The 23,426-nt window shown below is 52.3% G+C and carries 19 protein-coding genes; 9 read left to right on the top strand and 10 right to left on the bottom strand.

The features are described 5' to 3' along the window. Positions 1-105 precede the first annotated feature (105 nt). Positions 106-954: a sugar phosphate isomerase/epimerase family protein gene (locus CFLAV_RS26070; RefSeq protein ID WP_007417876.1), complete on the bottom strand. Its 849-nt coding sequence runs from the start codon at positions 952-954 to the stop codon at positions 106-108. A 176-nt stretch (positions 955-1,130) separates the two neighbouring features. Here CFLAV_RS26070 and CFLAV_RS26065 point away from each other — a divergent pair, with 176 nt between their 5' ends. Further along, positions 1,131-1,637, top strand: a complete 507-nt coding sequence (locus CFLAV_RS26065; RefSeq protein ID WP_040550249.1) for a hypothetical protein — start codon at positions 1,131-1,133, stop codon at positions 1,635-1,637. Positions 1,638-1,644: 7 nt separating this feature from the next. Here CFLAV_RS26065 and CFLAV_RS26060 read toward each other — a convergent pair whose 3' ends face one another. The 3 genes from CFLAV_RS26060 to CFLAV_RS26050 all read right to left on the bottom strand — a co-directional run bounded on the left by CFLAV_RS26060 (position 1,645) and on the right by CFLAV_RS26050 (position 5,792). After that, positions 1,645-3,846 (bottom strand): M48 family metallopeptidase, encoded by a 2,202-nt coding sequence (locus CFLAV_RS26060; protein ID WP_007417874.1) that lies wholly within the window; start codon positions 3,844-3,846, stop codon positions 1,645-1,647. Between the two features lie 105 nt (positions 3,847-3,951). Next, positions 3,952-5,247 carry a phenylacetate--CoA ligase family protein gene (locus CFLAV_RS26055; protein ID WP_007417873.1) on the bottom strand — a complete coding sequence of 432 codons (1,296 nt, stop codon included), beginning with the start codon at positions 5,245-5,247 and terminating at the stop codon, positions 3,952-3,954. Between the two features lie 8 nt (positions 5,248-5,255). Continuing rightward, a complete protein-coding gene (locus tag CFLAV_RS26050; RefSeq protein WP_007417872.1) occupies positions 5,256-5,792 on the bottom strand; it encodes a hypothetical protein in 537 nt (178 codons plus the stop codon). A 108-nt stretch (positions 5,793-5,900) separates the two neighbouring features. Between CFLAV_RS26050 and CFLAV_RS26045 the strand changes: the two genes are divergently transcribed. Then, positions 5,901-6,296: a hypothetical protein gene (locus CFLAV_RS26045; protein ID WP_007417871.1), complete on the top strand. Its 396-nt coding sequence runs from the start codon at positions 5,901-5,903 to the stop codon at positions 6,294-6,296. 16 nt (positions 6,297-6,312) lie between these two features. Here CFLAV_RS26045 and CFLAV_RS26040 read toward each other — a convergent pair whose 3' ends face one another. The 6 genes from CFLAV_RS26040 to CFLAV_RS26015 form a co-directional block, all read right to left on the bottom strand. After that, positions 6,313-6,756: an acyl-CoA thioesterase gene (locus CFLAV_RS26040; protein WP_007417870.1), complete on the bottom strand. Its 444-nt coding sequence runs from the start codon at positions 6,754-6,756 to the stop codon at positions 6,313-6,315. A gap of 41 nt (positions 6,757-6,797) precedes the next feature. Beyond that, positions 6,798-8,126, bottom strand: coding sequence for a glycosyltransferase family 4 protein (locus tag CFLAV_RS26035; RefSeq protein WP_150107600.1), 1,329 nt, complete (start codon positions 8,124-8,126; stop codon positions 6,798-6,800). Between the two features lie 96 nt (positions 8,127-8,222). Beyond that, entirely contained in the window at positions 8,223-9,497 is a 1,275-nt protein-coding gene (locus CFLAV_RS26030) for an NAD(P)/FAD-dependent oxidoreductase (protein ID WP_007417868.1), read from the bottom strand. 29 nt (positions 9,498-9,526) lie between these two features. Further along, complete coding sequence (locus CFLAV_RS26025) at positions 9,527-10,105, bottom strand: hypothetical protein (RefSeq protein ID WP_007417867.1); 579 nt, start codon at positions 10,103-10,105, stop codon at positions 9,527-9,529. Further along, positions 10,098-11,444 (bottom strand): coproporphyrinogen-III oxidase family protein, encoded by a 1,347-nt coding sequence (locus CFLAV_RS26020; RefSeq protein ID WP_040550258.1) that lies wholly within the window; start codon positions 11,442-11,444, stop codon positions 10,098-10,100. The genes CFLAV_RS26025 and CFLAV_RS26020 overlap by 8 nt, the downstream gene beginning before the upstream one ends. 10 nt (positions 11,445-11,454) lie before the next feature. Next, entirely contained in the window at positions 11,455-12,561 is a 1,107-nt protein-coding gene (locus CFLAV_RS26015) for a beta-alanine-activating enzyme beta-propeller domain-containing protein (protein ID WP_007417865.1), read from the bottom strand. A 512-nt stretch (positions 12,562-13,073) separates the two neighbouring features. Here CFLAV_RS26015 and CFLAV_RS33205 point away from each other — a divergent pair. The 7 genes from CFLAV_RS33205 to CFLAV_RS25980 all read left to right on the top strand — a co-directional run bounded on the left by CFLAV_RS33205 (position 13,074) and on the right by CFLAV_RS25980 (position 22,643). Then, the gene (locus CFLAV_RS33205) at positions 13,074-15,257 is read left to right on the top strand and encodes an immunoglobulin domain-containing protein (protein WP_007417864.1); all 2,184 of its coding nucleotides are present in this window, start codon (positions 13,074-13,076) and stop codon (positions 15,255-15,257) included. Positions 15,258-15,448: 191 nt separating this feature from the next. After that, positions 15,449-16,279: a type II secretion system protein gene (locus tag CFLAV_RS33200; RefSeq protein WP_007417863.1), complete on the top strand. Its 831-nt coding sequence runs from the start codon at positions 15,449-15,451 to the stop codon at positions 16,277-16,279. 286 nt (positions 16,280-16,565) lie between these two features. Then, entirely contained in the window at positions 16,566-18,617 is a 2,052-nt protein-coding gene (locus CFLAV_RS33195) for an immunoglobulin domain-containing protein (RefSeq protein WP_007417862.1), read from the top strand. A 251-nt stretch (positions 18,618-18,868) separates the two neighbouring features. After that, positions 18,869-19,675, top strand: a complete 807-nt coding sequence (locus CFLAV_RS25995) for a DUF1559 family PulG-like putative transporter (protein WP_007417861.1) — start codon at positions 18,869-18,871, stop codon at positions 19,673-19,675. 212 nt (positions 19,676-19,887) lie between these two features. Then, entirely contained in the window at positions 19,888-20,967 is a 1,080-nt protein-coding gene (locus CFLAV_RS25990) for a HEAT repeat domain-containing protein (protein ID WP_007417860.1), read from the top strand. Further along, positions 20,964-22,220, top strand: coding sequence for an ABC transporter permease (locus CFLAV_RS25985; RefSeq protein ID WP_007417859.1), 1,257 nt, complete (start codon positions 20,964-20,966; stop codon positions 22,218-22,220). The genes CFLAV_RS25990 and CFLAV_RS25985 overlap by 4 nt, the downstream gene beginning before the upstream one ends. Positions 22,221-22,229: 9 nt before the next feature. Beyond that, the gene (locus CFLAV_RS25980) at positions 22,230-22,643 is read left to right on the top strand and encodes a hypothetical protein (RefSeq protein ID WP_007417858.1); all 414 of its coding nucleotides are present in this window, start codon (positions 22,230-22,232) and stop codon (positions 22,641-22,643) included. Positions 22,644-23,426: the final 783 nt, after the last annotated feature.

Below are 23,426 nucleotides of genomic sequence, written 5' to 3'. Positions count from 1 at the left end.
ACAAGCTTGTCAGGTTGTGGGTTTGGACGCAATTCTCACTTTCGTCATTCACTTTCTTGTGATTGAGGTAGCGGCCCGCGCGCCCCCCCTCATTGCGCCGATAAATTACTTATTGAAAGCCTTTTTGAGGAACTTAAGTCCCTTGACCGCGATTTCATCCTGAGTGGGTTCGATGCGACGCCAGATGGCGGCGGCGCGGGCAATCACCTTCACATCCGTGGTGAATGATTCAATGACCACATCGCCATCGTATTTGATCGATTTAAGCGCGGCGACGATAGGCTTCCAATCGAGATGGTCATTGCCGGGAGTGCCGCGGTCACTGCCGCAGGCATGAAAATGGCCCAGGAGCTTGCCGGCCTTCTTGATGGCATCAGCCTGGTACTTTTCCTCGATGTTCATGTGGAAGGTGTCGAGGTGAAGCTTCAAAGCAGGATTATTTACATCCTGGATCATCTGGAGAGCCTGATCGCAGGTGTTGATGAAATCGGTCTCAAAGCGGTTGAGTGGTTCGAGGCAGACCTGACGGCCGTTTTTTTGGGCGTATTTGGAAAGCGTCTTGAGATGACGAACGACAGTTTTCCATTGGACCTTGTATTCGTTGGGAGGAACGGCGTCAGCGCGACCCACGGCGGAATAAACCGGGCCGATCAAGGAAGGGCAATCGAGCACGACCATCTGGTCGATGAGAGTCATCATGTATTTGAGACCGGTCTCCTGATTCTCAGGCGTCCCGCGCAGGTCGCGGTCAGGACCCATGCAGGCGCAAACAGAACCGCAGACGAGGCCGTGCTTGTCCAGTTCAGCCTTCACGTGAGCGGGGTCGATGTGGGATGGATCTTCAACGGGAATTTCAATGCTATCAAAACCCCACTTCTTGAATTGTTTGAACAATTTGGTGCTGTCGTTGGTGAAGGGCGAGGTAAACAGAAAAGTATTGATGCCGAATCTCATAAAATCGTTGTCGTTGGATTTCTCCGCTAGGCTAATTGATAGGCAAAAAGTGTCAACGCAACAAAAGCCGTTTCGATAAGGCCCAAGGGAAATAAAGTCTCGAAAGAGATGAGTTTTCCGGTAGGTGGTAACCCCAGAGTTTCGCAATGGAAGTGTGCTACGTTAATAAATTCATTATGAAAAAATTACTTATTCAAGGAGTGGGGTTGGTGTTGTTGGCAGGCTTTATAGCCGGGTGTCAAACCGCATTGGAAACGGCCACCGGTAAACCCGAAATCAGGGTTTACCAGAGCAATGTGAATGACATTCAAACGGTGACAACATTGTATTTCAGAGACAAGGGATACACGCCGGCGGAAGTCGATGAAATGGGATTGTCGCGCCCGGTCAGGGAAAACGATATGGTTTTTGAGAGACCGCATCACCAGGCGACCAATCTGATAGGAGTTCCATCTGCTTCGCGAATCCTGGTGAGTATAGACACCACGCCTGAGGATGGAGTAAAAGTGTTGCGAGGGGAGGCTTTTACTGTGGGAGATGTGCATACGGGATTCGAAAATGTGGTGCCGGCGGAGCGTAACTATCCAGAGTTGCAGGCTGACCTCTACAACATTCGGAGGAATCTGGAAGCAGCGCGGAGGGGAGGCACCGCGCGCGTGGCCTCAGTTCAGGTTCAGAATTGAGCCAGACTCAGGCGACAGTTTTGTCGACCGCATTTTTTTCCACGGTTTCACAAATGGCGATCAAATTGCTCAGCAGCCGCTGATACAATCCGATAAGCTTTTCGACGTGGCTGGTTCCCTCCCTTAGCAGCAACTGGCTGGGGACTGAGTGGTAGTCCTTGTTTCGGGCGTAATCACTAACGAAAACGTTTTCCGTGGTGTGCGAAAAGGGGTAGCGCACCTGGGAGAGTTTGGTTTGAAGCTGGTTGATGGATTCCTGAATGCCAATGGAGAGCACTTCGATTTCAGCTTCCAATGTTCCGGCGTTCGCCTGTTCCTGGCGATAATGTAGCAAAACCTCAAGGGTGGCGCAGTCTTTTCGCAGTTCCAAAACTTGGCCGAAGGTTTCACCGAGGCGTGATAATGTCCAGATCATCTGCCTGGACTCGTCCTGCAACTGTGTTCCTTCAGGGATGGAGGCAGCGATTTGAGGAAGGCGAAGGAGTTGGATGGCGTCATTGATTCTCAGCCGTCCGGCTTCCTCAAAGGGTTTGAAGGCATTCACGGCCGTATCGAACTCTTCCTGGGCTACTTCAACCGCTTTTTTAATTTCCTGACCGGCCACGCCAAAGTCTTCAGGGTTGAAAGTGCAGCCGCCATCCAAAAGGTGCAAAGCCTGTAAAGACCGAATGAGACGGTCATCCGCGTCTTTCAAAGAATTGTAGGCTGTTACAGCCGCGGGTAGGATATCATGCATTCGCTGGCGGTTCTGCTGGATGCTGGTGATGAGGTGTTCCCGGCTGCGAAAGACCAAAGCTTTATGTTCTGAAATAATTATCGGTCGCAGACTGGTCGCCACTCCATGGAAAAAGCGCTTAATATTTTGTTGGTCGGCCGTATAGTCATGTTCGCCACGACGGGTGACGGCCTCGGTTGAGACCAGAAGATCAGGCGTGAACTGCGGGCCGAGGAGGTCCTGATAAAAGAAGACAGTAACTCTTTGGGAAAGCTCAGCGAAGTTGCTGAACAGTTCACTCGCGGGTTCAGTTCGGTGAAAGACTCCACGTTCGCCAGCGCGGAGTGCACGTTGAATGCGGAGTGCATGGGAAGGATGGGAGTCGTACCAACAGGTTTTTTGTTGCAGCGCCTGCAGGTAAACCTGGTCCTGGGTATCCGCCGGGATTTCGTCTGCACGGCTGGTGATGAATTCCGGCATTCGATCGAGCAACTTGCGTTCCTGTTTCCACTTGAGCCCCATTTGCTTGTGGGCAATCTGGGTTCCAACCACAATTTGTCGCAAGCGGCGGAACGTGGCAACGAATGTTTCACTTCCGGACATTTTCATTTGATATTGGTCAGCATCGAATTCCATTTGACGCGACAGAAAGGAACTGAGGAGGTGGCCCAATACCATAAAAATCCAGAGAATCCGGCGACCGATCCAGACGCAAAAACGGGCGAGGTACAATAGAATCATTAGGCGGCCGTCCTGGCCCTCATCTTCGGACATGGCGACGAGTGAAGTGTCCCAGTGGTCCCGTTCATAGACAACTTTGTAAAACCACGCGTTGATGCTGACGATGATGAATTGGGCACGCATGGCCACGCCTTGGGAAAAATGGCCATACTCATGGGCGATAACTCCTGCCAGCTGGCTTTGGGTCATGCCTGAAACCAGAGGGAGTCCGATGGTGAGAATGATATCATTTCCAAAAAGGCTGCGCCAGCCTCCTCGAAAACCGGCCGAGGCATTGGGACTGCAATCCACATCGACACGACTTGGGATGGGGGCGTTCAAGGCCCGACAAATCCAACCAATCAATGCGAACAGATGAGGAGCATCTGTGACGTTCAAGGAGTAACTCTTTTCTTCAGTGGAATGACGCCTGAAAATAGGTTTGATGAAAAAGAAAGTCAGAACGGCACCGGAAAAAATTGGGCCGATGTAAATCAAGACTTGAAAAATGAAAATTCGAAAACCGTGATAATGTGTAAGCAGGAAGGAAAAATGAGTTGCGTAATAATAGACGCAAAAGCCGAAGAGGCCGACCAGGCACACATAAGACAAGGGCAATAAAATCATGGCAGCAGCCACGACGATGAGTCCGAGTTGGTACATGAACGAAACCCTGGATGGGAGAAGCTCTCCTTCAATAGAATTTAAAGGAGAATCAGCAGAAACTCCTGTACCTGCCAGCTCACCGGTTGTATCGACTATTTCCTCGTCCATGTCTTCAGCGGAATCCTTGCACTGAATATGAAGAACAAGCCCGGGGAAAGTAAATGTTAAATCCGGTTAGACTAAAGTTTACTTATATAGTCGAGAATGCTGGGTTTACTGAATGCTAACCCAGCGTTTGGCTTTCATTTCAAAACGGGGCAGGCTGCCAGCGGGAACAGCAGTGATGGGGACGCGCAAAGCCAGATCGGTTTCGAAATTTTTTTCAAGCGAGGCCACGAGTGCGGCGGAATCCTTGCTGTCAGGATAAAATTCAACCTGAATATGCATTTCGGCGAGTGCTTGGGAGTGGCTGATTTGCACACGGTATTCGGAAATGCTTTTGCAGTTGCGTATGATTGCTTCGACGGCACTGGGATAAACATTGACCCCGCGAACGACGATCATGTCATCGGTGCGTCCGAGAATGCCACCCTCCAGCAGGAGTTCGTTGCGGCCACAGGCGCACGATGAAGTGCTTAAGGGACGTTTCACGAGGTCGCCGGTGCGATAGCGCAGAAGCGGTGAACCAGTGCGGGCGAGGGTGGTGAGAACGAGTTCGCCCACCTGTCCGGGAGCAACCGGTTGGCCGGTTGGCGGATCAATGAATTCTGCATAGTAAGCGGATTCAATGATGTGTAACGAGCAGGGGTGCACTGGGCATTCGTAAGTGACCGGTCCGACTTCCGTCATGCCGTGATGGTCAAACATCCGTGCGCCAGGCCAGAGTTCTGCGACGCGCGCACGCGTGGCAGGAATGCTGCCGCCCGGTTCACCGGCGACGATGATGGTCTTTATTTTTGATTGCCGCAGATCCATTTTTTCCTCCGCAGCCACTTCGGCAAGGCGAATCGCATAGGTGGGAGTGCAGCACAAGACGGTGGCGCCGTTGTCGAGAATGGCGCGAATGCGGGCAGCGCTGCTCATGCTGCCGCCAGGGATGCAAAGAGCACCGAGGCGTGTGCCAGCTTCAAAAGCCATCCAGAATCCGATGAACGGGCCAAAAGAGAACGCGAAGTAGATGCGATCTTCGTTCGTGACTCCAGCAGCACGATAAACTTCGATCCAACTCTCAAGCATGTTTTCCCAGTTTTCCTGCGTGTCCAGGCAGCGGAGAGGCGTGCCGGAGGTGCCGCTGGTCTGGTGAAAACGTGTGTAGCGAGAGAGAGGATAGGTGAGATTGGTGCCGAACGGTGGATGCTTTTGTTGGTTCGCGACCAGTTCCTGTTTGGTGGTGAATGGGAAGCGCTGAGAGAAATCCTCGAGTGAGGCTATATCGAAAGTGATGCTAACCGCGCTGTATTTTTCAGTATAAAACGCGTTGCCAGGAAACAGTTCCGCCACGAGGGAACGCAACTGCTCAAGTTGGCTGCTTTCTATGGCCGCGCGGGAAGGATGGGGGCCGTCAGCCATGAAACTGCCTAGTTAATCTTGTTTGGATTGGAGCGAGCGGCAGCTTGTACAACGGCGGGAGCAGGAGCGGGTTTGGGAGGAGCGGGCTTGTATATGGTCACCAGGCAGCCACCGAGAGCCGCCATGGCAATACCCAAATAAAATTGAGGTTTGATGGTGCCCCAACCGCCCTCAGGCGGGTGCAAAACCAGGGCTACCACAGCGTTAACGACCGGTGCGCCACCGAATACGATGGACATGACAACCCCTGGTTTGCCGCCATTGGCAAAGGCCAGCAGGACGCAGAAAGCGCCCAAGGCTCCGACGATGCCTGCGACCAGTGACCATCCCATACCGGCGGTGGGCATGCTCCAGCTGGCCTTACGCGAAATCAGCATGCCCAAAGGGGCAAGAACGGCGGTAATGAAGTAAGCCAATCCGACGAAGAGGAAAGCTTTGTAGAGACCATTGCTCTTGTCGGCCATGGCTGTTTGGCCGTTGTGAAGAAAAATGCCATACAGGCCCCAGGAGACCACGGTCATCAATGCGAAAGTGAGCCAATTCATATAAGGTGAAGTATAGTCAGCGCGCCGCTTTACAGCAAATGCTTTGTCGGGTTAACTTACAAAATGACGCCTGAATAATGTTATTTATCGGTCGTCTCTTAATATACTGTGAAGTTGCTTTCTGTTTTGCTCGTGGTGGTGCTGTTCGCGGGGTGTGCGAGTGCTCCAAAGCTGGATGCCCGCAAGAAGGAACGTTATGGCACATACGCCGCTCTCTCCCCCGAAATGAAGGCGGCAGTTGATGCCGGGCAGATCAAGGTGGGAATGCCGATGGATGCAGTATATATCGCCTGGGGGCCACCGTCGCAGAGTCTTCAAAGTGCTGACCCATCCGGAGAAGCGATTACCTGGCTTTATCATGGTGGGTATGTTCAAGAAGTCAGGTATTGGGGACGTCGTAACCTGCATTATGCCTATGATCCGAGAACCTATATCCGAGCACAGGTTGTGTTTGTGAATGGATTAGTGCAGTCGTTTCAGACTTTTCCGGAGCCGGTGTATTGAGCCCTGGCCTTCTTTATTAAAGCAGCAGTTCTGAGGGAGCGACTTCGATCTTATCCGCAAATTCCTTGGGGATATGTGCGGCTGACATTTTGCCGTCGGGACCTTTAACCACGCAGACGACAGTGAGAGTGCCGCGGGCTACTTCGGGTAATGTGGGGGCGTTGAGTTTGCGGAATTTGATCAGGTAGCTCAACGACTTGGATTTCTTTTCACTGACGAGCAGATGAATTTCCACCTCATCTTCAAAACGCAAAGGCTGGCGGTATTCGCATTCGGCATTCACACGCGGCCAACCAACCGGTGGATCGGTTTGGTTCATCACGACCGAGAAGCCGAGTGAGCGGAAGAAACCGTGCTCCGCAGTTTCCATGTAGCGGAAAAAATTGGAGAAGTGAACAATTCCGGCCATGTCGGTTTCGGAAAACTCGACGCGACGAACGGCTTTGAATTCGAAGGGCATGTGGCGATTTTTAGATTTCTATTTTCAATTGGCGATTGAAATCAAGCGTGCGGTTGAGCTTTTTCGCGGCTGGTAACATCCTGAAATGCCAGCAAGGTTTCGACTGCCATTTGTTCAGCTGTGAAACGTTCCTGAACGGATTTCCGACCGGCGGCACCCAGGGCGCGGGCTTGATCGGGATTCAACAAAAGTTGCTCAAGTGAGTCAGCCAGGGCTTTGGGGCTGCGCGGTTCGCAAATCAGGCCGCCGCCCGAGAGTTCAACGAGTTCAGGGAAAGCGGCATGATTGGGCTGCACCACCGGGACGCCGCTAGCGAGGGCTTCGATCACATAGAGGCCGAAGGCTTCGCCATAGAGAGCGGGGACGGAAAATACTGAGAGGGAACTGAAGAAGGAGAGTTTTTCCTCGCGTGTGACATTGGGATGAAATTCGACGTCGTTTAAAAATACCTTGGCGCGCAAGCGTTCGCGCAGGGTATTGACGAATGGTTGATCGGATGGGCCGCAGCCACCGCCGACTTTGAGTTTGAGGTTCTTAACACGATTGCGTTCCTTCAAAATGATGAAGGCTTCCACCAGAACATCGAGACCCTTTTCCTTGCACATGCGGGCGAAGTAGCCAAGGACGGGAGGGTTGGGCGCGGGGGCGTTGGGAAGGCTGATGGGAGATTGGGCGAACCCTTCGATATTAATTCCGTTCGAGATGACGCGGACGCGATCGGCAGGCAGGCCAAGACGTTCTTTCATCAAGTTGCCGAAGTAGCGCGTCGGCGGGATGAAGAGATCGATCTCGCGGGCGCGTTCTGCGAGTGTGCGCCAGGTGAGGTTACGATGGGAATCAGGCAACGCATCCAGGAAGGTATCCTCGCCTTGAAGCACACAGGCAACTGGGATGCCGAGTTCCTGCTTCAAGCGTCGAACCATGCCGATGAGCATGACATTGGAAAGGCAAATGATGTCAGGTCTGGGCTGGGTTTTGAGGAAAGCAATAAGCTGCTCGATTTCACGGGCCTGGTTGCCTTCTTCGCCGCGCATCATGGACAGCGTGAGATCACCCACATCCGCGGCGCGGGTTTTGGCGGCACTGCCGGCGGCCAGTTTGAGGAGCGCGGGCGAACCGGTCAGGTTATGCAGCCAATTCGGAGCTTCACGGAAGAAGGCGGATTTTTGCTCCAGATAAACGTTGATACCGTTGAAGAAGATGCGAGTGCCTTCGGTTTGGTCCTCCTCATCAAGCGTCATCGGCAGATAGAGAGGAATCATCAGGACCGAATGGCCCTTTTTGCGAAGCGCGGCGACGAGGGCGTTATCGCGGAAACAATTTCCGCAATACATCCCTCCGGCACCGGGTGTTATCTGGACGATGTTCACGCTGGAGAAATATTAATCAAGAATGGGCGTGGATAAACATGAAATTTAATACCCAATCTCCGGATAATCCCGCCGCTGCTTTCATTGGCAATGGAATCATGCAGCTTGCATTTGAGCGTCTGGCTTAATGAGGGGCTGGCCATAGGGAAGAGACTCAGGGATTTCGGCGAATTCCTTGATGGCGGTGAACAGCTTCGTGAAATCCTTGTTTATGTCACCAGACAGGCAATCCGTAATATCACCTGCGAGGTCGGGGTATTTGTCAGTCAGCTTGCGGAAGCTGAAATTGGGATCGTAGAAGGCGTAAACGAGCTTGCGCATGTTTTCGATGCCTTCACGAAGAGTTTTACCGTAACCTTCAAAGCGGGCCGGGGAGAAATCCGCTGCCTTCAAGGCTTCGTCAGCATAATCGGCGGCCAGAACACCGCTTTTCATGGCGAACATCAGGCCGGAGGAGAAAACCGGGTCGAGGAAGCAGAAGGCGTCGCCGACCAGGACGAGGCCTTCCGTCGCGCAATATTTGGAATGAAAGGAGAATTCGTTGGTGACGTAATAAGGGCCGAACTGTTTTCCGACTGCGAGATGTTGTTCAATCCACTTGTTTTGAGTGACTTCGCGGAGGAACATTTTTTCGGGATCGCGCACGCCATCGCGTGACAGATATTTGCCTTCAGCGACCACGCCGACACTGATGATATCGTTGTGCTGGGGGATGTACCAGAACCAGCCCTTTTCCGGTACGAACGCGACCGTGGTGGCGCCAGCATCGATGCCTTCATCACGCAGGGCGCCTTTGTAATAAGTCCAGACGGCAACCTTGTTGAGCATGGGGTCCTTGATGCGCCAGCCGTTGCGGACGGCGGCGAAGGATTCCTTGCCGGTGCAGTCAAAGGTCAGCGGCGCATGGTAATCGGTGATTTTGCCGGTCTTGTCTTTTGTGCGGGCTCCGATGACGCGGTCGCCGTCCTTGAGCAATTCTGTGACGGTGATTTCTTCAATGACGTGCGCGCCTTTTTCGCGGGCGTGGTCCAGGACAATTTGGTCAAACTCCGAGCGGAGAACCTGCCAGGTTTGGGCCACGTCCTTATCGTAACGGTTAAAGAAATAAAACGGCTGCGAGGCGCGGCCGGAAGGGGAGACAAATTGAACACTGAACTTTTTAACGAATTGCGAGGCGCGGAGCTTTTCGACGAGGCCAAGTCGCTGGAGCGGGTGAAACGTGAACGGCAGAAGCGATTCGCCGACGTGGTAGCGAGGAAATTTTTCCCGTTCCAGGACGAGGACCTTGTGACCCTTCTCGGCGAGGATTGCGGCAGCGGACGAGCCGGCTGGACCGCCGCCAATGACAATCACGTCGTAGTCAGTTTTCATATACGCACTTCCAATGTTCCGTTTTCCTATTAGTTTGCCGCCGGCAGAATTTCAACTATCTCCGCCAGGGGACGATTCTTTGGATCAAAGAGAGTATTACGCCGGCCAAACAGAACCAGCGCGCCAGAGGTTTTTAGAACATTGTTGATCAATGGATCCGAAGCCACGCGAAGGAAGGCGCTGGGACGGCTGGTGTGGGAGATTTTATGATCGGCAAGGATGCGCCCGAGCGGCAGGCGTTCCTCGAGGATGGCGTCCTGCGCCGGCTTGGGGAACAGGTCGAGATGGATTTTAATGGCGCCGAATTCAACGGCTTTTTCATCGCGGTCCAGCAAAAGAAGCACCTCGCGAAAGTAAGCGTCCTCCTTCCGTCGACGGCCGATGACCTGGATATGAATTTTTGAGTTGTAGAACTTTTCCAGGGTCGGCGTCATGTCATTCTGGTGCACCAGCAGGGTCTTGTAGGGCTCGGGAACTTTGGAGCCTTGAACCTGGTTGAGCGGAGGCAATGGCTGGCCAGCTTGCGCATAGAATTCATCCAGCGGATGGACCAGTGAGCTTCCAAGCGCTTGAGCAGTGCCGGCCAGGGTAAAAGCTTTTTCAGACATATCTCGCGTTCCGGTGCTGGGGCAGGAAGAACTCGTGCAACAAGCGATCTACTTGCAGAAGTCCTTCGCGGTTAATCAATATGCGGTCGCCCTCGATGGACAGGAAACCCCAGTCCTTCAAGGTCTGGAGCGGTTGGGCGAAGCGTTCAGACGGGTCGGTGCCGAACTTGCTGGTGAAATAATTCCGGCTCACATGGCCGAGCTTGAGCTGTAAAATAAATTCACGGATGTAGCGTTCGTCGTCAGCCGGAGTCAGGGCGCGGTAAACGGGAAGTTCGCCCTGATTCACACGGGCGACGTACGGATCGAAATCGTGATGATTTTGATAATGCGTGCCGTTGATGTGACCGAAGGAGGCAACGCCGAGCGAGAGCAAATCGGCGCCAGCCCAGAGGCGATCGCGATAGACGAATTTGGTGCGCTCAGGATTTCTGATGGCGGTGTAGGCGCTGGTGACGGTGTAACCAACCTTTTCAAGTTCAGCGAAGGCGTAATGGACCCAGCGACGTTTGGTTTCCCAATCAGCCACCGGGGCGACGAGTTTGCCTTCCGCCTTCATCTGTTTATAAATGGTGGTGTTATAGGGGATTTCCATTTCGTAAATGGTCACGCTGTCGGGAGCCATTTCGATGGTTTTGCGGACGTTCTCGCGCCAGTTGGCATCTGTTTCCTCGACCATGCCGGCGATGAGATCGATATTAATCTGCGGGAAACCGAGTGAACGGGCGTAGCTGTAGGCGCGGGCAATTTCCTTACTGTGATGCGCGCGGCCGTTGATCTCGAGGATGTGATCGTCGAAATTTTCCACGCCGAGACTCAGGCGGGTGACACCCATGTCCCGGATGGCCTTGAGCTTATGATCAGTGAGTGTGCCAGGTTCCGCTTCAAAGGCGACTTCCTCCACTTCATCCCAAGGCAGAAGTGCTTTCATGCCATCGGTGAGATGCTTCAATTGATCGACGGAGAGATAGGAAGGAGTGCCGCCGCCGAAATAAATGAAGTTCGGCTTGCGACCTTTGATCGCCGGTTTGGTGGCGTAAATGGCGAATTCTTTGAGCGTGGCTTCGATGTAGTTGCGAATCGAGGCGGAGTCCTTGTCGGTGTAAACGCGGAAGTAACAAAAGTGACAACGCTTGCGGCAAAACGGGATGTGGAGATAAATGCCGAGCGGGTTTCCGAGCTTGGGCGGGCGTTCCAGCGCGGAGAAGAGCTCGCCGACGGCGTCCTGTTTCCAGAATGAGAAGGGCGGATAATTGGAAACGAAATAATTGCCGACCGTGGTTTGCTTTTCGATGGGCGGGGCGGTCGGCGTCGGTGGAATTTGGGTGGTGGTGCTCATGTAAATTCTTTTATTTTGTTCCGAAGCAATAAACGCTGCCGTCATCGGAACCGATTACAATTTTTCCATCAGCGACAGCGGGCGAACTGTCGATGGCCTGGCCGATGTCGTAGGACCAAAGCTCCTTGCCCTCGTCTAAAGATACCATGTAAAGGCGGCCGTCGTCAGAGCCGACTATGACTTTGTTGCCGCACGCGACGGGGGAACTATCAACTTTGCCGCGTGTGGCAAACGACCAGAGTTTGGTGCCATCGTCGCGCTTCACACAATGGAGTTGTTTATCGCGACCACCAAACAGGACGCGGTCAGTGAGCACGGCAGGCGAGGAGAAATAGGCGAAGTCGCGATTATGAAATGTCCAGATGCGTTTGCCCTGGGGAATATCGATGCAGACGAATTCATTTTCGAAATGGCCGAAGTAGGCACGGTTTTTGTCGAGGGCGATGGAGGCGGCCACGTAGGCGCCGGCCTCGATCTCCTTGATTTGCTTGCCGTCTTTCAAACCGATGACATGCAGAAGGCCATCACAGCCGCCAAAAGCAGTTTGGCCATCGGCGATTGCGGGTGTGCCGTTAATGTAGTTGCTGCATTCGAAGTTCCAAACGGCCTTGCCGGTATTGGCATCGACGCAGTGAAGTTTGAAATCGTAACTGCCGATGAGTATCCAGGTAGCATCACCGGATTTGTAGTAATTGGGCGAGCCAAGGATTTTATCGTCGGTTTTGTATTTCCAGAGGAGATGGCCATCTTTGGCATCAAGTGCGTAGAGGAAGCCATCGACGGAACCGATGAAGACTTTGCCGTTCAGCACCAGGGGAGAGGAGTCAACTGAATCGGCGGTTGTGTAGGACCAAAGCTTTTTGCCGTCAGTAAGGCTCAGGCAATAGGCATTACTATCATGCGAGCCGACGAAGACATGAGCGTCGAGGATGGCCGCGGAAGATTTCACGGGGCCGCCGGTTTTAAAGGACCAGAGGAGAGTAGGTTTATCCGAGAGTTTGGAATTACTGACGCCGAGAAGAGCGGGAGAGCCGCGGAACATGGGCCAAGCCTCAGCCGCCTGGAGAGCCGAGCCTGCCAAAAGCCATAAGAAGGCGATATAATGCACCGCACTCATTTGAGAGTGAACCGACTGAGCTTACTAACGCAGCATTATCGTTTACGGAAAGGAGAGAAGCAATCAAATTATACTTACACGTAATAGTCTTTTTGCTGCGTGGGAGGTAATTGCGGGTTTGCCAGATTGAACAGTCTGGTTAAAATACGACAGCTGGTGTGGCCATCCTGCACTCAAAACTAGGAGTTGCAAGATGCTCACTTGTAATCTCTTGTGATCGTTTATAAACACTTATTTCGTGATGGAACACTACCTGCTTATTGTTATCCCCAACGATGAATGCGACAGGTTTTGGGTTCTTTATCCTATCGACGGCTACAGGATCAAGCGTGTCACACAAGCGTAACCAAACTGTGAATAAGTTTAACAATGAATCGCTTGTAAATAATGACTGAGTGTCTAGTCTGACTCACGCTTAGAAAAGTCGACAAAAAACAGTGCTGGCAATTCCGAGGGGTGAATTGTCATATGAAGGCATTGTGTAGTGTGGCTTAACTCAAAGAACTAAAACCATGAAAAAAATCCTGTCTGCGGTGTTATTATCCGCCCTAACCATAGGGGCAGTGAAAGCCGATCTTATATGGAATGAAGGGTTCAATTATCCCGACGGTGGCATCACCACCAATTCTGCTGGAGTCTGGATCAGGCAAAATGGATCGGGAAATGACTCCCTGGTAAACAACCATAAGTTGGAAGTATCTGCGACGGGGGGAGTGCCAATCAGTCGCTCAGACGATGTGCATAGAAACTTGTCTGATCCTTACACCAATACCACAGTAATTTTTGCCAGTTTCACAGTTAATGTAACCAGCCTGCCTAACGCCGCCGGTGGTTATTTTGCTCACTTCGAGAATGGGAGCAGTACTTTCTATGGAAGGATATTTGCATTGACCGGTACGCCAGGGCCAAACAGCACTAATTTTACAGCGTTGCCTGGAACCTACCGGATCGGTGTGTCCGCTTCGTCGAATGCTCCCAATCAGATTTTTCCAATCGATTTGGCGACCAACACAGATTATCAGGTGGTGGTTTCTTATAACACGGCAGACAGTTATGCCCAACTGTGGGTTAATCCACTTTCTTTCAGTGATACATCAGTTTCCACGGGAGACCCTGTGAAGACACAAGTTTATCTCCAATCCTTTGGTTTTCGGCAAGCTTCCAGTTTTGGGAATTTCTTTTGTTCCGTGAGTAATCTAGCTACGGCGACCACCTTTGATGAGGCCGCAACGAATGTTTGGAGCCTGACACCGGTTGCTCCTGTAATCCTGTATCAGCCGAAGAACGTGACCAACTTTACTGGCAACCCGGCGACGTTGTCCGTGGTGGCTAATGGGCAAGGGTTGGCGGGATTGAATTATCAATGGCAGAAGGGTGGGGTAAATATTTCCAATCCTGCCGGCAACGCGAATACCTTCACCATTTCGAGTCTGGCTTTGACTGATAGCGGTTTTTACACCGTCGTAGTGAGTAATCCCACCACTGGCCTGTCCGTGACCAGCGCGGCGGCTTACATTTCCGCGAACAATAATCCGATCCCTCCAGTGATCAGCCAGCAGCCAACCAACCTGACGGTCTATTATGGTCAGACGGCGAATTTCTCGGTGAACGCAAATGGCGCGCAGCCGATTACTTATCAATGGTTGTATAACAACAGCCCCATCGGTGGTGCGACGGATGCGACGCTGAGTATTCTCAATGTGAATACCAACAATGGCACGACAGGCACTTACAAGGTGGATATTACCAATCCGTATGGCACCACACATAGTGCCAGTGCGACGCTTGCTGCCATTGGAGCTCCGGTGGTGACCATTGGTTACCTGCATACACTGGTGGATGGCACGTTCTATCTCCCGACCAACACCACGGCGCTTTACACCGTGACTGGAACAGTGACCTCGTATACCAACATGACCACCCCAGGCAATTCTGAATTCTTTATTCAAGACGGCACTGGCGGTATTGCGGTTTTCTTTGCTGGAAACGGCACCACAATTCCCCAGGCTGGAGACAGCGTTACGGTGACCGGCCCGTTGGGTCAGTTCAACAGCTTGTTGGAAATGAACCTGAGCGCGTCTGATCCATCCCATATCGTGGTAACCAATAGCAGTGGCCACCCGATTACCAGTGTAGTGCTGCCATTCAGCTTTACGAATTCAGTGGCTTACGGTGGCATTTCCAATGCGGTTCGGTTGTATGAATGCGCGGTTGTGACCTACACCAATGTGTATTTCCCGGCTGGGTTCACCAACGGCACATTTGCGAGTGGTGTTAATTATACCATTACTAACGCCGCAGGTGAAACGGGTGTGTTTCGTGTTGATTCCCGCGTGGGAAACATCATTGGCCAGCCGATACCGACGTTTGCCTGGACGGTGACCGGACCAATGAGTTACTTCCTGACTGCCACGGCCTCAGATCGTAGTGCAGGTTACGAATTATTGGCGACCCGCCTGGAAGACATCGTGACGAACACACCTGCAGCCATCGGCGTGACGGATGCCCAGAGCGGTACCAATAACGTTTTGAGCTGGGTGACACAACCTGGCTATGTGTATAGCGTGCTGCAGTCCGCCAATGTGGCCGGGCCTTATACCCGTGTTGCCACGACTTATGCAACCGGTGCTGCCGGCTCGTATGTCTCTACCAACGCGGTGACTGGGAGCAAGTTCTTCCAGATTGTCAGCCCATAAGGAGATTCATAGACAATATCAATAAGCGCCCTGGCCTCGGGTTGGGGCGCTTTTCTCCAATAAGACGCTTGTTCTATCCAAGATTAGATACTATTAGGAAGCTTGCTTTTTAAACTTGGCCAATGGTAGAGTAAGGTAACTCTAAAAAAATATCGGCCAGCAGATGTACTAATATTTCACCCGTTCCCAACATGATTTTTAACAATTGTTTAACAAGGGGTAAGAGGGCCTTCACTTTGATTGAGTTGCTGGTGGTGATCGCAATTATCGCGATTCTGGCTGGACTTCTTCTGCCGGCATTGGCCAAGGCCAAAGAAAAGGCAAAGAAAATTGCCTGTGTTAATGATCTCAAGCAATGGGGGCTTGCCCAGCACATCTATAGCGGCGATAACACCGATGGTATTCCGCGCGATGGCATGGGAGCTGGAGGCACATATCCTGGTGGCGGCCCGGATGGAACTCCCGATGATTTAAATGCATGGTTTAACGTGCTACCGCAAAACGTGGGAGAGCGCCGTTTGACCGATTATTTTCATGATCCGGGTGGCAATATGCGAACGAAAATGCCTTTTCCCGGTGGCAAGGGGAGAATTTGGCATTGTCCGGCTGCCTCAATGAGTGATTCTGAGTATGCTGTGCTGAGTGGAGGTGGTGCGAATGGCTTTTTCAGCATGGTTTTTAATATAGATTTAAAAAAGGGTTCTGCAGGTACATTGACTTATCCCTTGATGCCAAAACTGGCCTCGATTCCGAAACCATCTGCAACTGTGATGCTGTTTGATTGCGTTTTTAATCCAGTTACAGAGGTTGTTAACGGTTCGCCACAATTTAATTCTGTGAATCCTGCAAATCGATACAAGAGTGTCGGATCACGGCATGAAAAAGGAACTATAATTGCCTTCCTCGATGGCCACGCCAATTTCTTCAAGGATGATGCAGTGACGAACACAGTTAAATACGGAACTGCGAGCAACGGTGAGCCTAATAATTCTGATATTATTTGGGATTATAATGTTAGGTAACAACGCAGCTTGATGTTTGGAACCCTTCGATAATCGAGACCAACGAATATCTTGTGCGTTGTAGCATTTTTTAAATAAATCAAAGAATGGCCGGGCGAGAGCCTGGTCTTTCTTTTTATAGGAAGTTAGAAAGTCGTAGACGGTACAATTGATCGTGTACGCCTGAAACCTGGGCCTGATGCTCAGGGCGAGAAGAAAAAATCCAGAATAGCCCCAGCCTTCATGAGAGGAGTCCTCAATGTTATCCGGGGAGATTCATTAACCGGAGTCCCAACCTAAATTGACTATGAAAATGCATAAACTGATTACGCTGTCGGCAACCACGCTGGCAGCTTTTGCGTACTTGCGAGCGGAAGCGCAGGTGCAGATGAGCGCCGGAACTTATTCACAGAACTTTGACACGCTGGCCAATACCGGCACGGCGAATACGTGGACGGATAATTCCACATTGACGGGCTGGTATGCCTCCAAAAGCGCAGGCGCTGCGCTCGCTGCATATCAAGCGGGCACAGGCAGCGGCACGGCAGGCGCGCTCTACAGCTTCGGTGCCAGTGCAGCAACTGATCGCGCATTAGGCTCAATTGGGTCAGGCACCGTGGGAAACCTGGCGTATGGTGTGCGCCTGGTCAACGACACGGCGGAGGCGGTTAATAATATTACGATTTCCTATACCGGCGAACAATGGCGCAACGGCGGCAATGCGACGGCGCAGCCCTTGACGTTCTCGTATATGGTGAGTGCGACGCCAATTACCAGTTCTGATGCCGGGACTACCCTGACTTGGACGGCTGTGCCTGCGCTCGACTTTACCAGCCCAACCACTGGCGCGACGGCGGCCGCCCTGGATGGAAATGCGGCGGCCAACCAACATGTTTTCAGCGGCATTGTGCTTTCAGGAGTGTCGGTTCTGCCTGGACAAGAAATTTTTCTGCGCTGGTTGGATCTGAACGACGCGGGTAACGACCATGCGTTAGCTATAGATAATTTGACGGTGAGCTTTACCGGTGCCCCGCCGGTGACCAATCCTCCTGCCATCACCACCCAACCCGTCAGTCGCACGAACAACGCGGCGTCGGCGGCAACATTTACTGTAGTGGCCACCGGATCAGCGCCGCTGGTTTATCAGTGGATCAAAGACGGGAATGCCCTGAGCGATTTCGGAAACGTGGCCGGTTCAGCAGGGCCGACGCTTACCATTACGAACCTCGCCAGCAGCGATGCCGGCAGCTACTCGGTGGTCATTACGAATGATGCCGGGGCGGTCACAAGCTCGATTGTGTCATTAACCATCGTGGATCCGGCCGTCAACCAACAGCCGGCAAGCCGCACGAATATTATTGGAGACACTGCCAACTTCTTTGCTTCGGCTGCTGGCGTTGCCCCGCTGAGCTATCAGTGGAAGCACAACGGCACGGATATTCCTGATGCAACCACAACAGCGCTTAACGTGATCAACGCCCAGGCTGCAGATCAGGGTTCCTACCAGATAGTGGTTTCGAATCCTTCGGGTTCAATTACGAGTGCGGTGGCAACCTTGACGCTCCTGAGCACGCCCTCTACGCAGCTTGCCCGGTGGGACTTTAATGCCACGAATGCGCTTTCCACAGCCAGCCCGGCGCCTTCCTCGGGAGCAGGTACGGCATTGACAGTCGTGGGAACAAACGGCTCGTTCGCCAGTGGGTCATTTTCAGACGCAGCGGGAGTTCCAGGGTCCGCCAACAGCGGATGGAACACGCAATTTTATCCAACCCAGGGAACCAGCAATAAAATGGCAGGTGTGCAATTTAACGTGAATACGGTGGGCTACCAAAACATCCTGTTAACCTGGGAGCAGCGCCATAGCAACACGGCGAGCAAATATGAGCGCCTGCAATACAGCACCGACGGCATCAATTTTGTCGACGGCGACTTGATTGTGATGAATGCAACAAATAACTCATTCGTGTTTTTTTCGAGCGATTTGTCCGGCATTCCAGGTGTGAATAACAATCCCAATTTTGCGTTCCGGATAGTATCAGAATTCGAGAGCACAGCAATTGGGACCACGAACGCGAACTACGTTGGAACTACGGGGTCTTATAATGCAGGCACAGGCGGCGGGACCATCCGGTTCGACCTGGTGAATGTTTTTGGTAACGCGGGCAGTGTTACGCCGACGTCGATTCCGTTAAACATTGTGCTCTCGGGCAGCAATGTGACGCTGAGTTGGACGAATGCGTCGTTTACGTTGCAATCGGCGACGACGGTGGATGGGACTTATGGCACTATTGCTGGAGCGACGAGCCCTTATACGACGTCGGCAAGCGGAGCGCAGAAGTTTTTCCGTTTGAAATACTAGGCACGACTCACAACTTAAGTTGAGCAGGGACGGCATTTCGGTGCCGTCCCTTTTTTATTTAGCGGATGACGGCTGTTTTCCGGGATAGCAAGCAACCGCAAAAGAATGGCAAGCGACCGCAAGCGGGATTTCGAGTCTTCAGCCACATTCCTTCTGCCGGGCAACATTGGGTTGTGCATGAGAACTGAGGCCGCGTGAGTAATGCCGCTGCCGTGCGAATCCGAAGCCTTGGGAAATCAGTGGAAGGAATTATGAAGAAACTGCGGGAATCGGGATTTACGTTGATCGAATTGTTGGTGGTGATTGCAATCATCGCCATTCTTGCAGGGCTGTTATTGCCGGCGTTGGCGAAGGCGAAAGAGAAGGCGCAGCGGACGGGTTGCATCAGCAATCTTAAACAATGGGGGTTGGCCCACGTGATGTACCAGGAGGACAGCGGCGGGGCATTTCCGATTGCCAGAATTCCGAATGGAACGCCGGGATCTCCGGGCTATGATCAGGATAATCCACTGTGGACCGACCTGGCGGCGTTCGCGGCGGCGGGTCAGGGGAATGATGCCTGGTTCAATGCATTGCCTCCATACGTCGGGAAAAATCCGATGTGGCAATATGCAAATGATCCGGCGAGCCTGGTGAATGGCAAAACGATTTTTACCTGTGCCACGGCAAGTGCAAAGCCGTCCGAACTGGATCCGCTGGTGCGGTTGGTGTTCCACTATGCGATGAATCACAAGGGCAATGATGGGTTGTCAGCGGATGTGAAGTTCAGTGCCAAAAGCGTGCTGAATCCTTCTGCATTCGTGGTGCAATCTGAAGTCCGCGCGCATGCGTCAGAGACTCCGTTTTATGGCACTGACGTGGATCATGAACTTTCTGTTTCGCATTGCAACACGCGGAGGATTTCATCGCGGCATGGCGCGGGGTCGAACATCGTTTTTGGAGATGGGCATGCGGCGTATTTCAAGTATTCGTATATTTGCAGCAATGCGGTGACGAAGGCGGTGGATCCGGGACGGCCTGATATTCAATGGACATATGATGGGCATGTTTTGCCGTAGCTTTGAGGAAAGAGTTTAACCACGAATGCACACGAATTTTTCACGAATAGGCATTTGTGGCCACAGATGAAACGATGATTGAACGCAGATACAAGGAGGACGGGAAGAGGATTGGGAAACCTCGGACTGAACTGAAGGGGGGAGTCCTGCATTTAAATTCTGATGAGGCAAAGTTTGCTGGATTTGTGGGGTAAAACGGTTTTAATGCAAGGATGGTGAAGTTGCGAAGCTTTCTGCCCGGCATTTTTACAGCCGCATTGCTGGCTGGATTTGCCTGGTTGGTGCTGCGTCCGCATGAACCTGTTTACCAGGGCAAGACATTGATTGTGTGGCTGCAGGAAACCTATGAAGCCGGGGGTGATACCAAGGCTGAGGAGCGGGCGGAGGAAGCCATTCGAGCATTGGGCGCAGAAGCGTTGCCGGTGCTGGTAGAGGGCGTGCGGGGGCAATCGTCGGTCTTTCGCGCCATTGTTAACGACTTGGGCAGGGACAAATCGATGCATTTTTTACATTTGCCGCCGCAGGATGGGTTGCGGCAAAAGGTGGTTTGGGCATTTAACATACTCGGGGCACGGGCGAAGCCGGCGGTGCCGGAGCTCGCCCGCCTGCTTGATCCGAAGGATCACGATGTGGCTGTAACAGCAGTTAAATGCCTGGGAAATATTGGGCCGGAAGCCAGGGATGCGGTGCGAGAGATGGTGAGGCTGTATGAATTGGCGCCCAAAGGGCAGCGGGGGGAAGAGTTGAGGTACTGGACGGCGCTGGCTTTGGCTGATGTGGGGCCGGTTGCCCAACTGGCGATTCCCGTTCTGTCTGCCACCACGAATAGTCCGGCCGCGGAGTTTGCATTGATAAAAATCCGTGGGGACTCATTTCTGCCATACATCGAGAGTTTGAAAGATACCTCGAACGAGGCTCGATGGAATCAGCGTGCCATGTTGGTTTCGAGGATCGGGACGAATACCGAAGTGGTGGTGCCATTGCTCGTGGCCGGGCTGCAAACCACTAACAAGAGTTTGCATGCAACCGCTTTGAGGGCCTTGGGGCAGATTCACAGCCAGCCGGAGATTTGCATTCCCGCCATGATTCCGTTCCTGAAATCCACCAATGTTTTTGTGCGGCGGACTTCACTGGAAGGATTACGCTCGTTTGGCATGGCGGCCCGGCCAGCGGTGCCGGAAATTCTAGGTTGTTTAAAGGATGCTGATTACTCGGTGCAACTCCAGGCGGCCAATGCCTTGCGCGCGATTGAGCCGCAAGCCCTGGCTAAAAAGGAAGGTGCAAAACCATGACCTTGCTGCCAATAGTTGAACGAGAGTTGCGAGTGGCGGCGCGACGCCCGGTCACGTACCGGATGCGCTCATTGGTGGTGCTGATGGCAATCGTGGTCAGCAGCTTTGTTTATATGGCGACGTATAAAGATTCGTCGCGACAATTCGGCCAGTTACTGTTTTGGGTGCTTTCGGCGCTGGCGTTTTTATACTGCCTGGCGGCGGGTGTGCGTTCGACGTCTGATTGTTTAAGCGAAGAGAAGCGGGAAGGAACGCTGGGATTGCTCTTTTTGACGGATCTGAAGGGATACGACGTGGTGATGGGAAAAATTGCGGCGACGTCGTTGAGAGGCTTTTATGGATTGCTGGCAATTTTTCCAATCCTGGCATTGCCGCTGTTGGTGGGTGGTGTGACACAGGGAGAGTTCTCCCGGATGATCCTGGTTTTGTTGAACACGTTTGTATTCTCGCTGGCCATTGGTGTGTTTGTATCTTCATTAAGCAAAAACGCGCGAAAAGCCGTGGTGGCCACGTGCGTTTTACTGGTGTTCTTTAGCGTGGTGCTTCCAGTTTGTGCGGGAACCATATTATTCCTTACTCCCACGCACCGAAGCCAGTTTGCCAGTGCATTATTATTGCCCTGTCCGTTTGCGGGCTTCGCAGGTGCTTTTGATAGCACGTACCGTTCTTCGCCGAAGCTTTTTTGGTATTCGATCGGGATAGTTCATGGCTGTTTATGGGCGTTCTTGATCGGAGCCAGTGTTATCCTGCCGCGAGTCTGGCAGGAGAAGCCGGGCAGGAAGGGAGCGGCGCAGTGGCGGGAGACGGTGCAGCGCTGGGTGTATGGGAGTGAGGGGCGACGGAAAGCATTCCGGACGCGATTACTGGATATGAATGCCTTTTACTGGCTGGCGAGTCGTGTCTGGTTCAAGCCGACGCAGGTTTGGATATTATTGCTGGCTGGTGGTTGTTTCTGGATTTGGGGAGGCATAAACCTTGGAAGCATCTGGTACACTGAAGCCATTTATTTTCCGACGGCGATAATGCTGAACGCAAAGTTGAAACTGTGGGTGGCAGCAGAGGCTGGACGGAAGTTGGGGCAGGATCGAAAGCTTGGGGCATTGGAACTGGTTTTATCCACACGAATGACGGTCAAAGATATTTTGCGCGGACAGTTCCTAGCCCTGGGGCGGCAATTTTTCTGGCCGCTGACGCTGGTGATTGGGATGCAGGTGATTTTCATGGCAGCATCGCTGCAGCCCCTCAGTGGTTAGCAAAATCCGATGAACCCGACGGTGTGGCTTGCGGGCATGGTTATGCTGGTGGCGGATGTAACAGCGATTAGCTGGGTGGCGATTTCCGTGGCGTTGTCGATCAAGAATCCAAATCGAATCACCGGAACCACGGTGGTGAGAATGTTGGTCGCGCCGTGGATTCTGTACATCGCCATTCTCATCATTATCGGCATGATGATTAAAGTTTTTGGGTGGTCATACGAGCCGAAGTGGCCATTTTTTGTGGGGCTGTGGTTTGGGCTCGGGATGGTGACGGATTTGATATATGGGCTGATGGCGTGGCGGAAGGTGAAGAGGAATTTTCGAGAACTGGCGTTGCAGCGGTTTACGCCGAAGCAATCACTGTTGGGCAGGTTGTTGAGGCGGCGTGGAGAGAATGTGCCGCCGGTGATTGCGGGGTGAATCAGGGATTATTGTCTAAGGTGAAAGGGGCGCAGGGTGCGGCGCTTCACCTTCATTTGGAGCAAGTGAGGTCATGAATTCGCCCGAACCAACATGAGTAGCGAGATGGCAGCTTCAACTGCGATCCAGATCAAATCGTCCTAGGATAAGGGCTGGGATCAGATTGTTTGTTCGGGAGGACAAATTTTGACATTTGTCAAACAAAGTCATACAAATAAGTTGACATATGTTGTTTTACTTCATAATTTATCATTATTGTAAGTTAAAAAACTGAGAGCGGACCAAGACTTATGTTAGTGAAAAGTCAATCCAAGCGAGGGGGAATTGGGGGAAAGGTAGACGTTTGGCCAGATGCCTCCAAAGTCGCTCACGGTGAAATGAAAAGTTTTCGAAGCGGAGTCGCGCTAACTCGCGCTAACTTCAGTTAAAATTTATGGAAAAGAACGTGGCATTCAGAAATGCGGGTTCGAAGTTCGGATTTGGGAAGGATGGTTCATGGTCAGTGTTCAGGGGCAGTTTGGCAGTTAATACGTGTATGGGGGCGATGGAAATTGCGAATACTGAATTTCGAATCGCGAATGTAAAAAGTGGAAGGTATCGGAAGGTATCGGAAGGTATCGGAAGGTATCGGAAGGTTGAAAAAACCGCTGGCAGGCGACCGGCGGATATTTTTTGGGTTTTCAAGCGGAGCAAAGGGGATTATCTATCTCGCTTTTGAGACTGAAACTGAAATGAAACGCGCTGTTTTTTTAGATCGGGATGGGACCATCATCGTGGAGAAGA

Source organism: Pedosphaera parvula Ellin514 (genome assembly GCF_000172555.1).
Classification (GTDB): Bacteria; Verrucomicrobiota; Verrucomicrobiia; order Limisphaerales; family Pedosphaeraceae; genus Pedosphaera.
Note: the sequence above shows the minus strand (reverse complement) of the source record. Positions and strands in the feature narration are given on the sequence as shown.

What these genes read in the sequence shown, in the direction of transcription:
- CFLAV_RS25990 (WP_007417860.1), top strand. Translation starts at nt 19,888, where the DNA reads ATGGTGAAGTTGCGAAGCTTTCTGCCCGGCATTTTTACAGCCGCATTG.
- CFLAV_RS26055 (WP_007417873.1), bottom strand. Translation starts at nt 5,247, where the DNA reads ATGGCTGACGGCCCCCATCCTTCCCGCGCGGCCATAGAAAGCAGCCAA.
- CFLAV_RS26015 (WP_007417865.1), bottom strand. Translation starts at nt 12,561, where the DNA reads ATGAGTGCGGTGCATTATATCGCCTTCTTATGGCTTTTGGCAGGCTCG.
- CFLAV_RS26030 (WP_007417868.1), bottom strand. Translation starts at nt 9,497, where the DNA reads ATGAAAACTGACTACGACGTGATTGTCATTGGCGGCGGTCCAGCCGGC.
- CFLAV_RS26065 (WP_040550249.1), top strand. Translation starts at nt 1,131, where the DNA reads ATGAAAAAATTACTTATTCAAGGAGTGGGGTTGGTGTTGTTGGCAGGC.
- CFLAV_RS26040 (WP_007417870.1), bottom strand. Translation starts at nt 6,756, where the DNA reads ATGCCCTTCGAATTCAAAGCCGTTCGTCGCGTCGAGTTTTCCGAAACC.
- CFLAV_RS33195 (WP_007417862.1), top strand. Translation starts at nt 16,566, where the DNA reads ATGAAAATGCATAAACTGATTACGCTGTCGGCAACCACGCTGGCAGCT.
- CFLAV_RS25995 (WP_007417861.1), top strand. Translation starts at nt 18,869, where the DNA reads ATGAAGAAACTGCGGGAATCGGGATTTACGTTGATCGAATTGTTGGTG.
- CFLAV_RS26070 (WP_007417876.1), bottom strand. Translation starts at nt 954, where the DNA reads ATGAGATTCGGCATCAATACTTTTCTGTTTACCTCGCCCTTCACCAAC.
- CFLAV_RS25985 (WP_007417859.1), top strand. Translation starts at nt 20,964, where the DNA reads ATGACCTTGCTGCCAATAGTTGAACGAGAGTTGCGAGTGGCGGCGCGA.
- CFLAV_RS26020 (WP_040550258.1), bottom strand. Translation starts at nt 11,444, where the DNA reads ATGAGCACCACCACCCAAATTCCACCGACGCCGACCGCCCCGCCCATC.
- CFLAV_RS33200 (WP_007417863.1), top strand. Translation starts at nt 15,449, where the DNA reads ATGATTTTTAACAATTGTTTAACAAGGGGTAAGAGGGCCTTCACTTTG.
- CFLAV_RS26060 (WP_007417874.1), bottom strand. Translation starts at nt 3,846, where the DNA reads ATGGACGAGGAAATAGTCGATACAACCGGTGAGCTGGCAGGTACAGGA.
- CFLAV_RS33205 (WP_007417864.1), top strand. Translation starts at nt 13,074, where the DNA reads ATGAAAAAAATCCTGTCTGCGGTGTTATTATCCGCCCTAACCATAGGG.
- CFLAV_RS25980 (WP_007417858.1), top strand. Translation starts at nt 22,230, where the DNA reads ATGAACCCGACGGTGTGGCTTGCGGGCATGGTTATGCTGGTGGCGGAT.
- CFLAV_RS26025 (WP_007417867.1), bottom strand. Translation starts at nt 10,105, where the DNA reads ATGTCTGAAAAAGCTTTTACCCTGGCCGGCACTGCTCAAGCGCTTGGA.
- CFLAV_RS26050 (WP_007417872.1), bottom strand. Translation starts at nt 5,792, where the DNA reads ATGAATTGGCTCACTTTCGCATTGATGACCGTGGTCTCCTGGGGCCTG.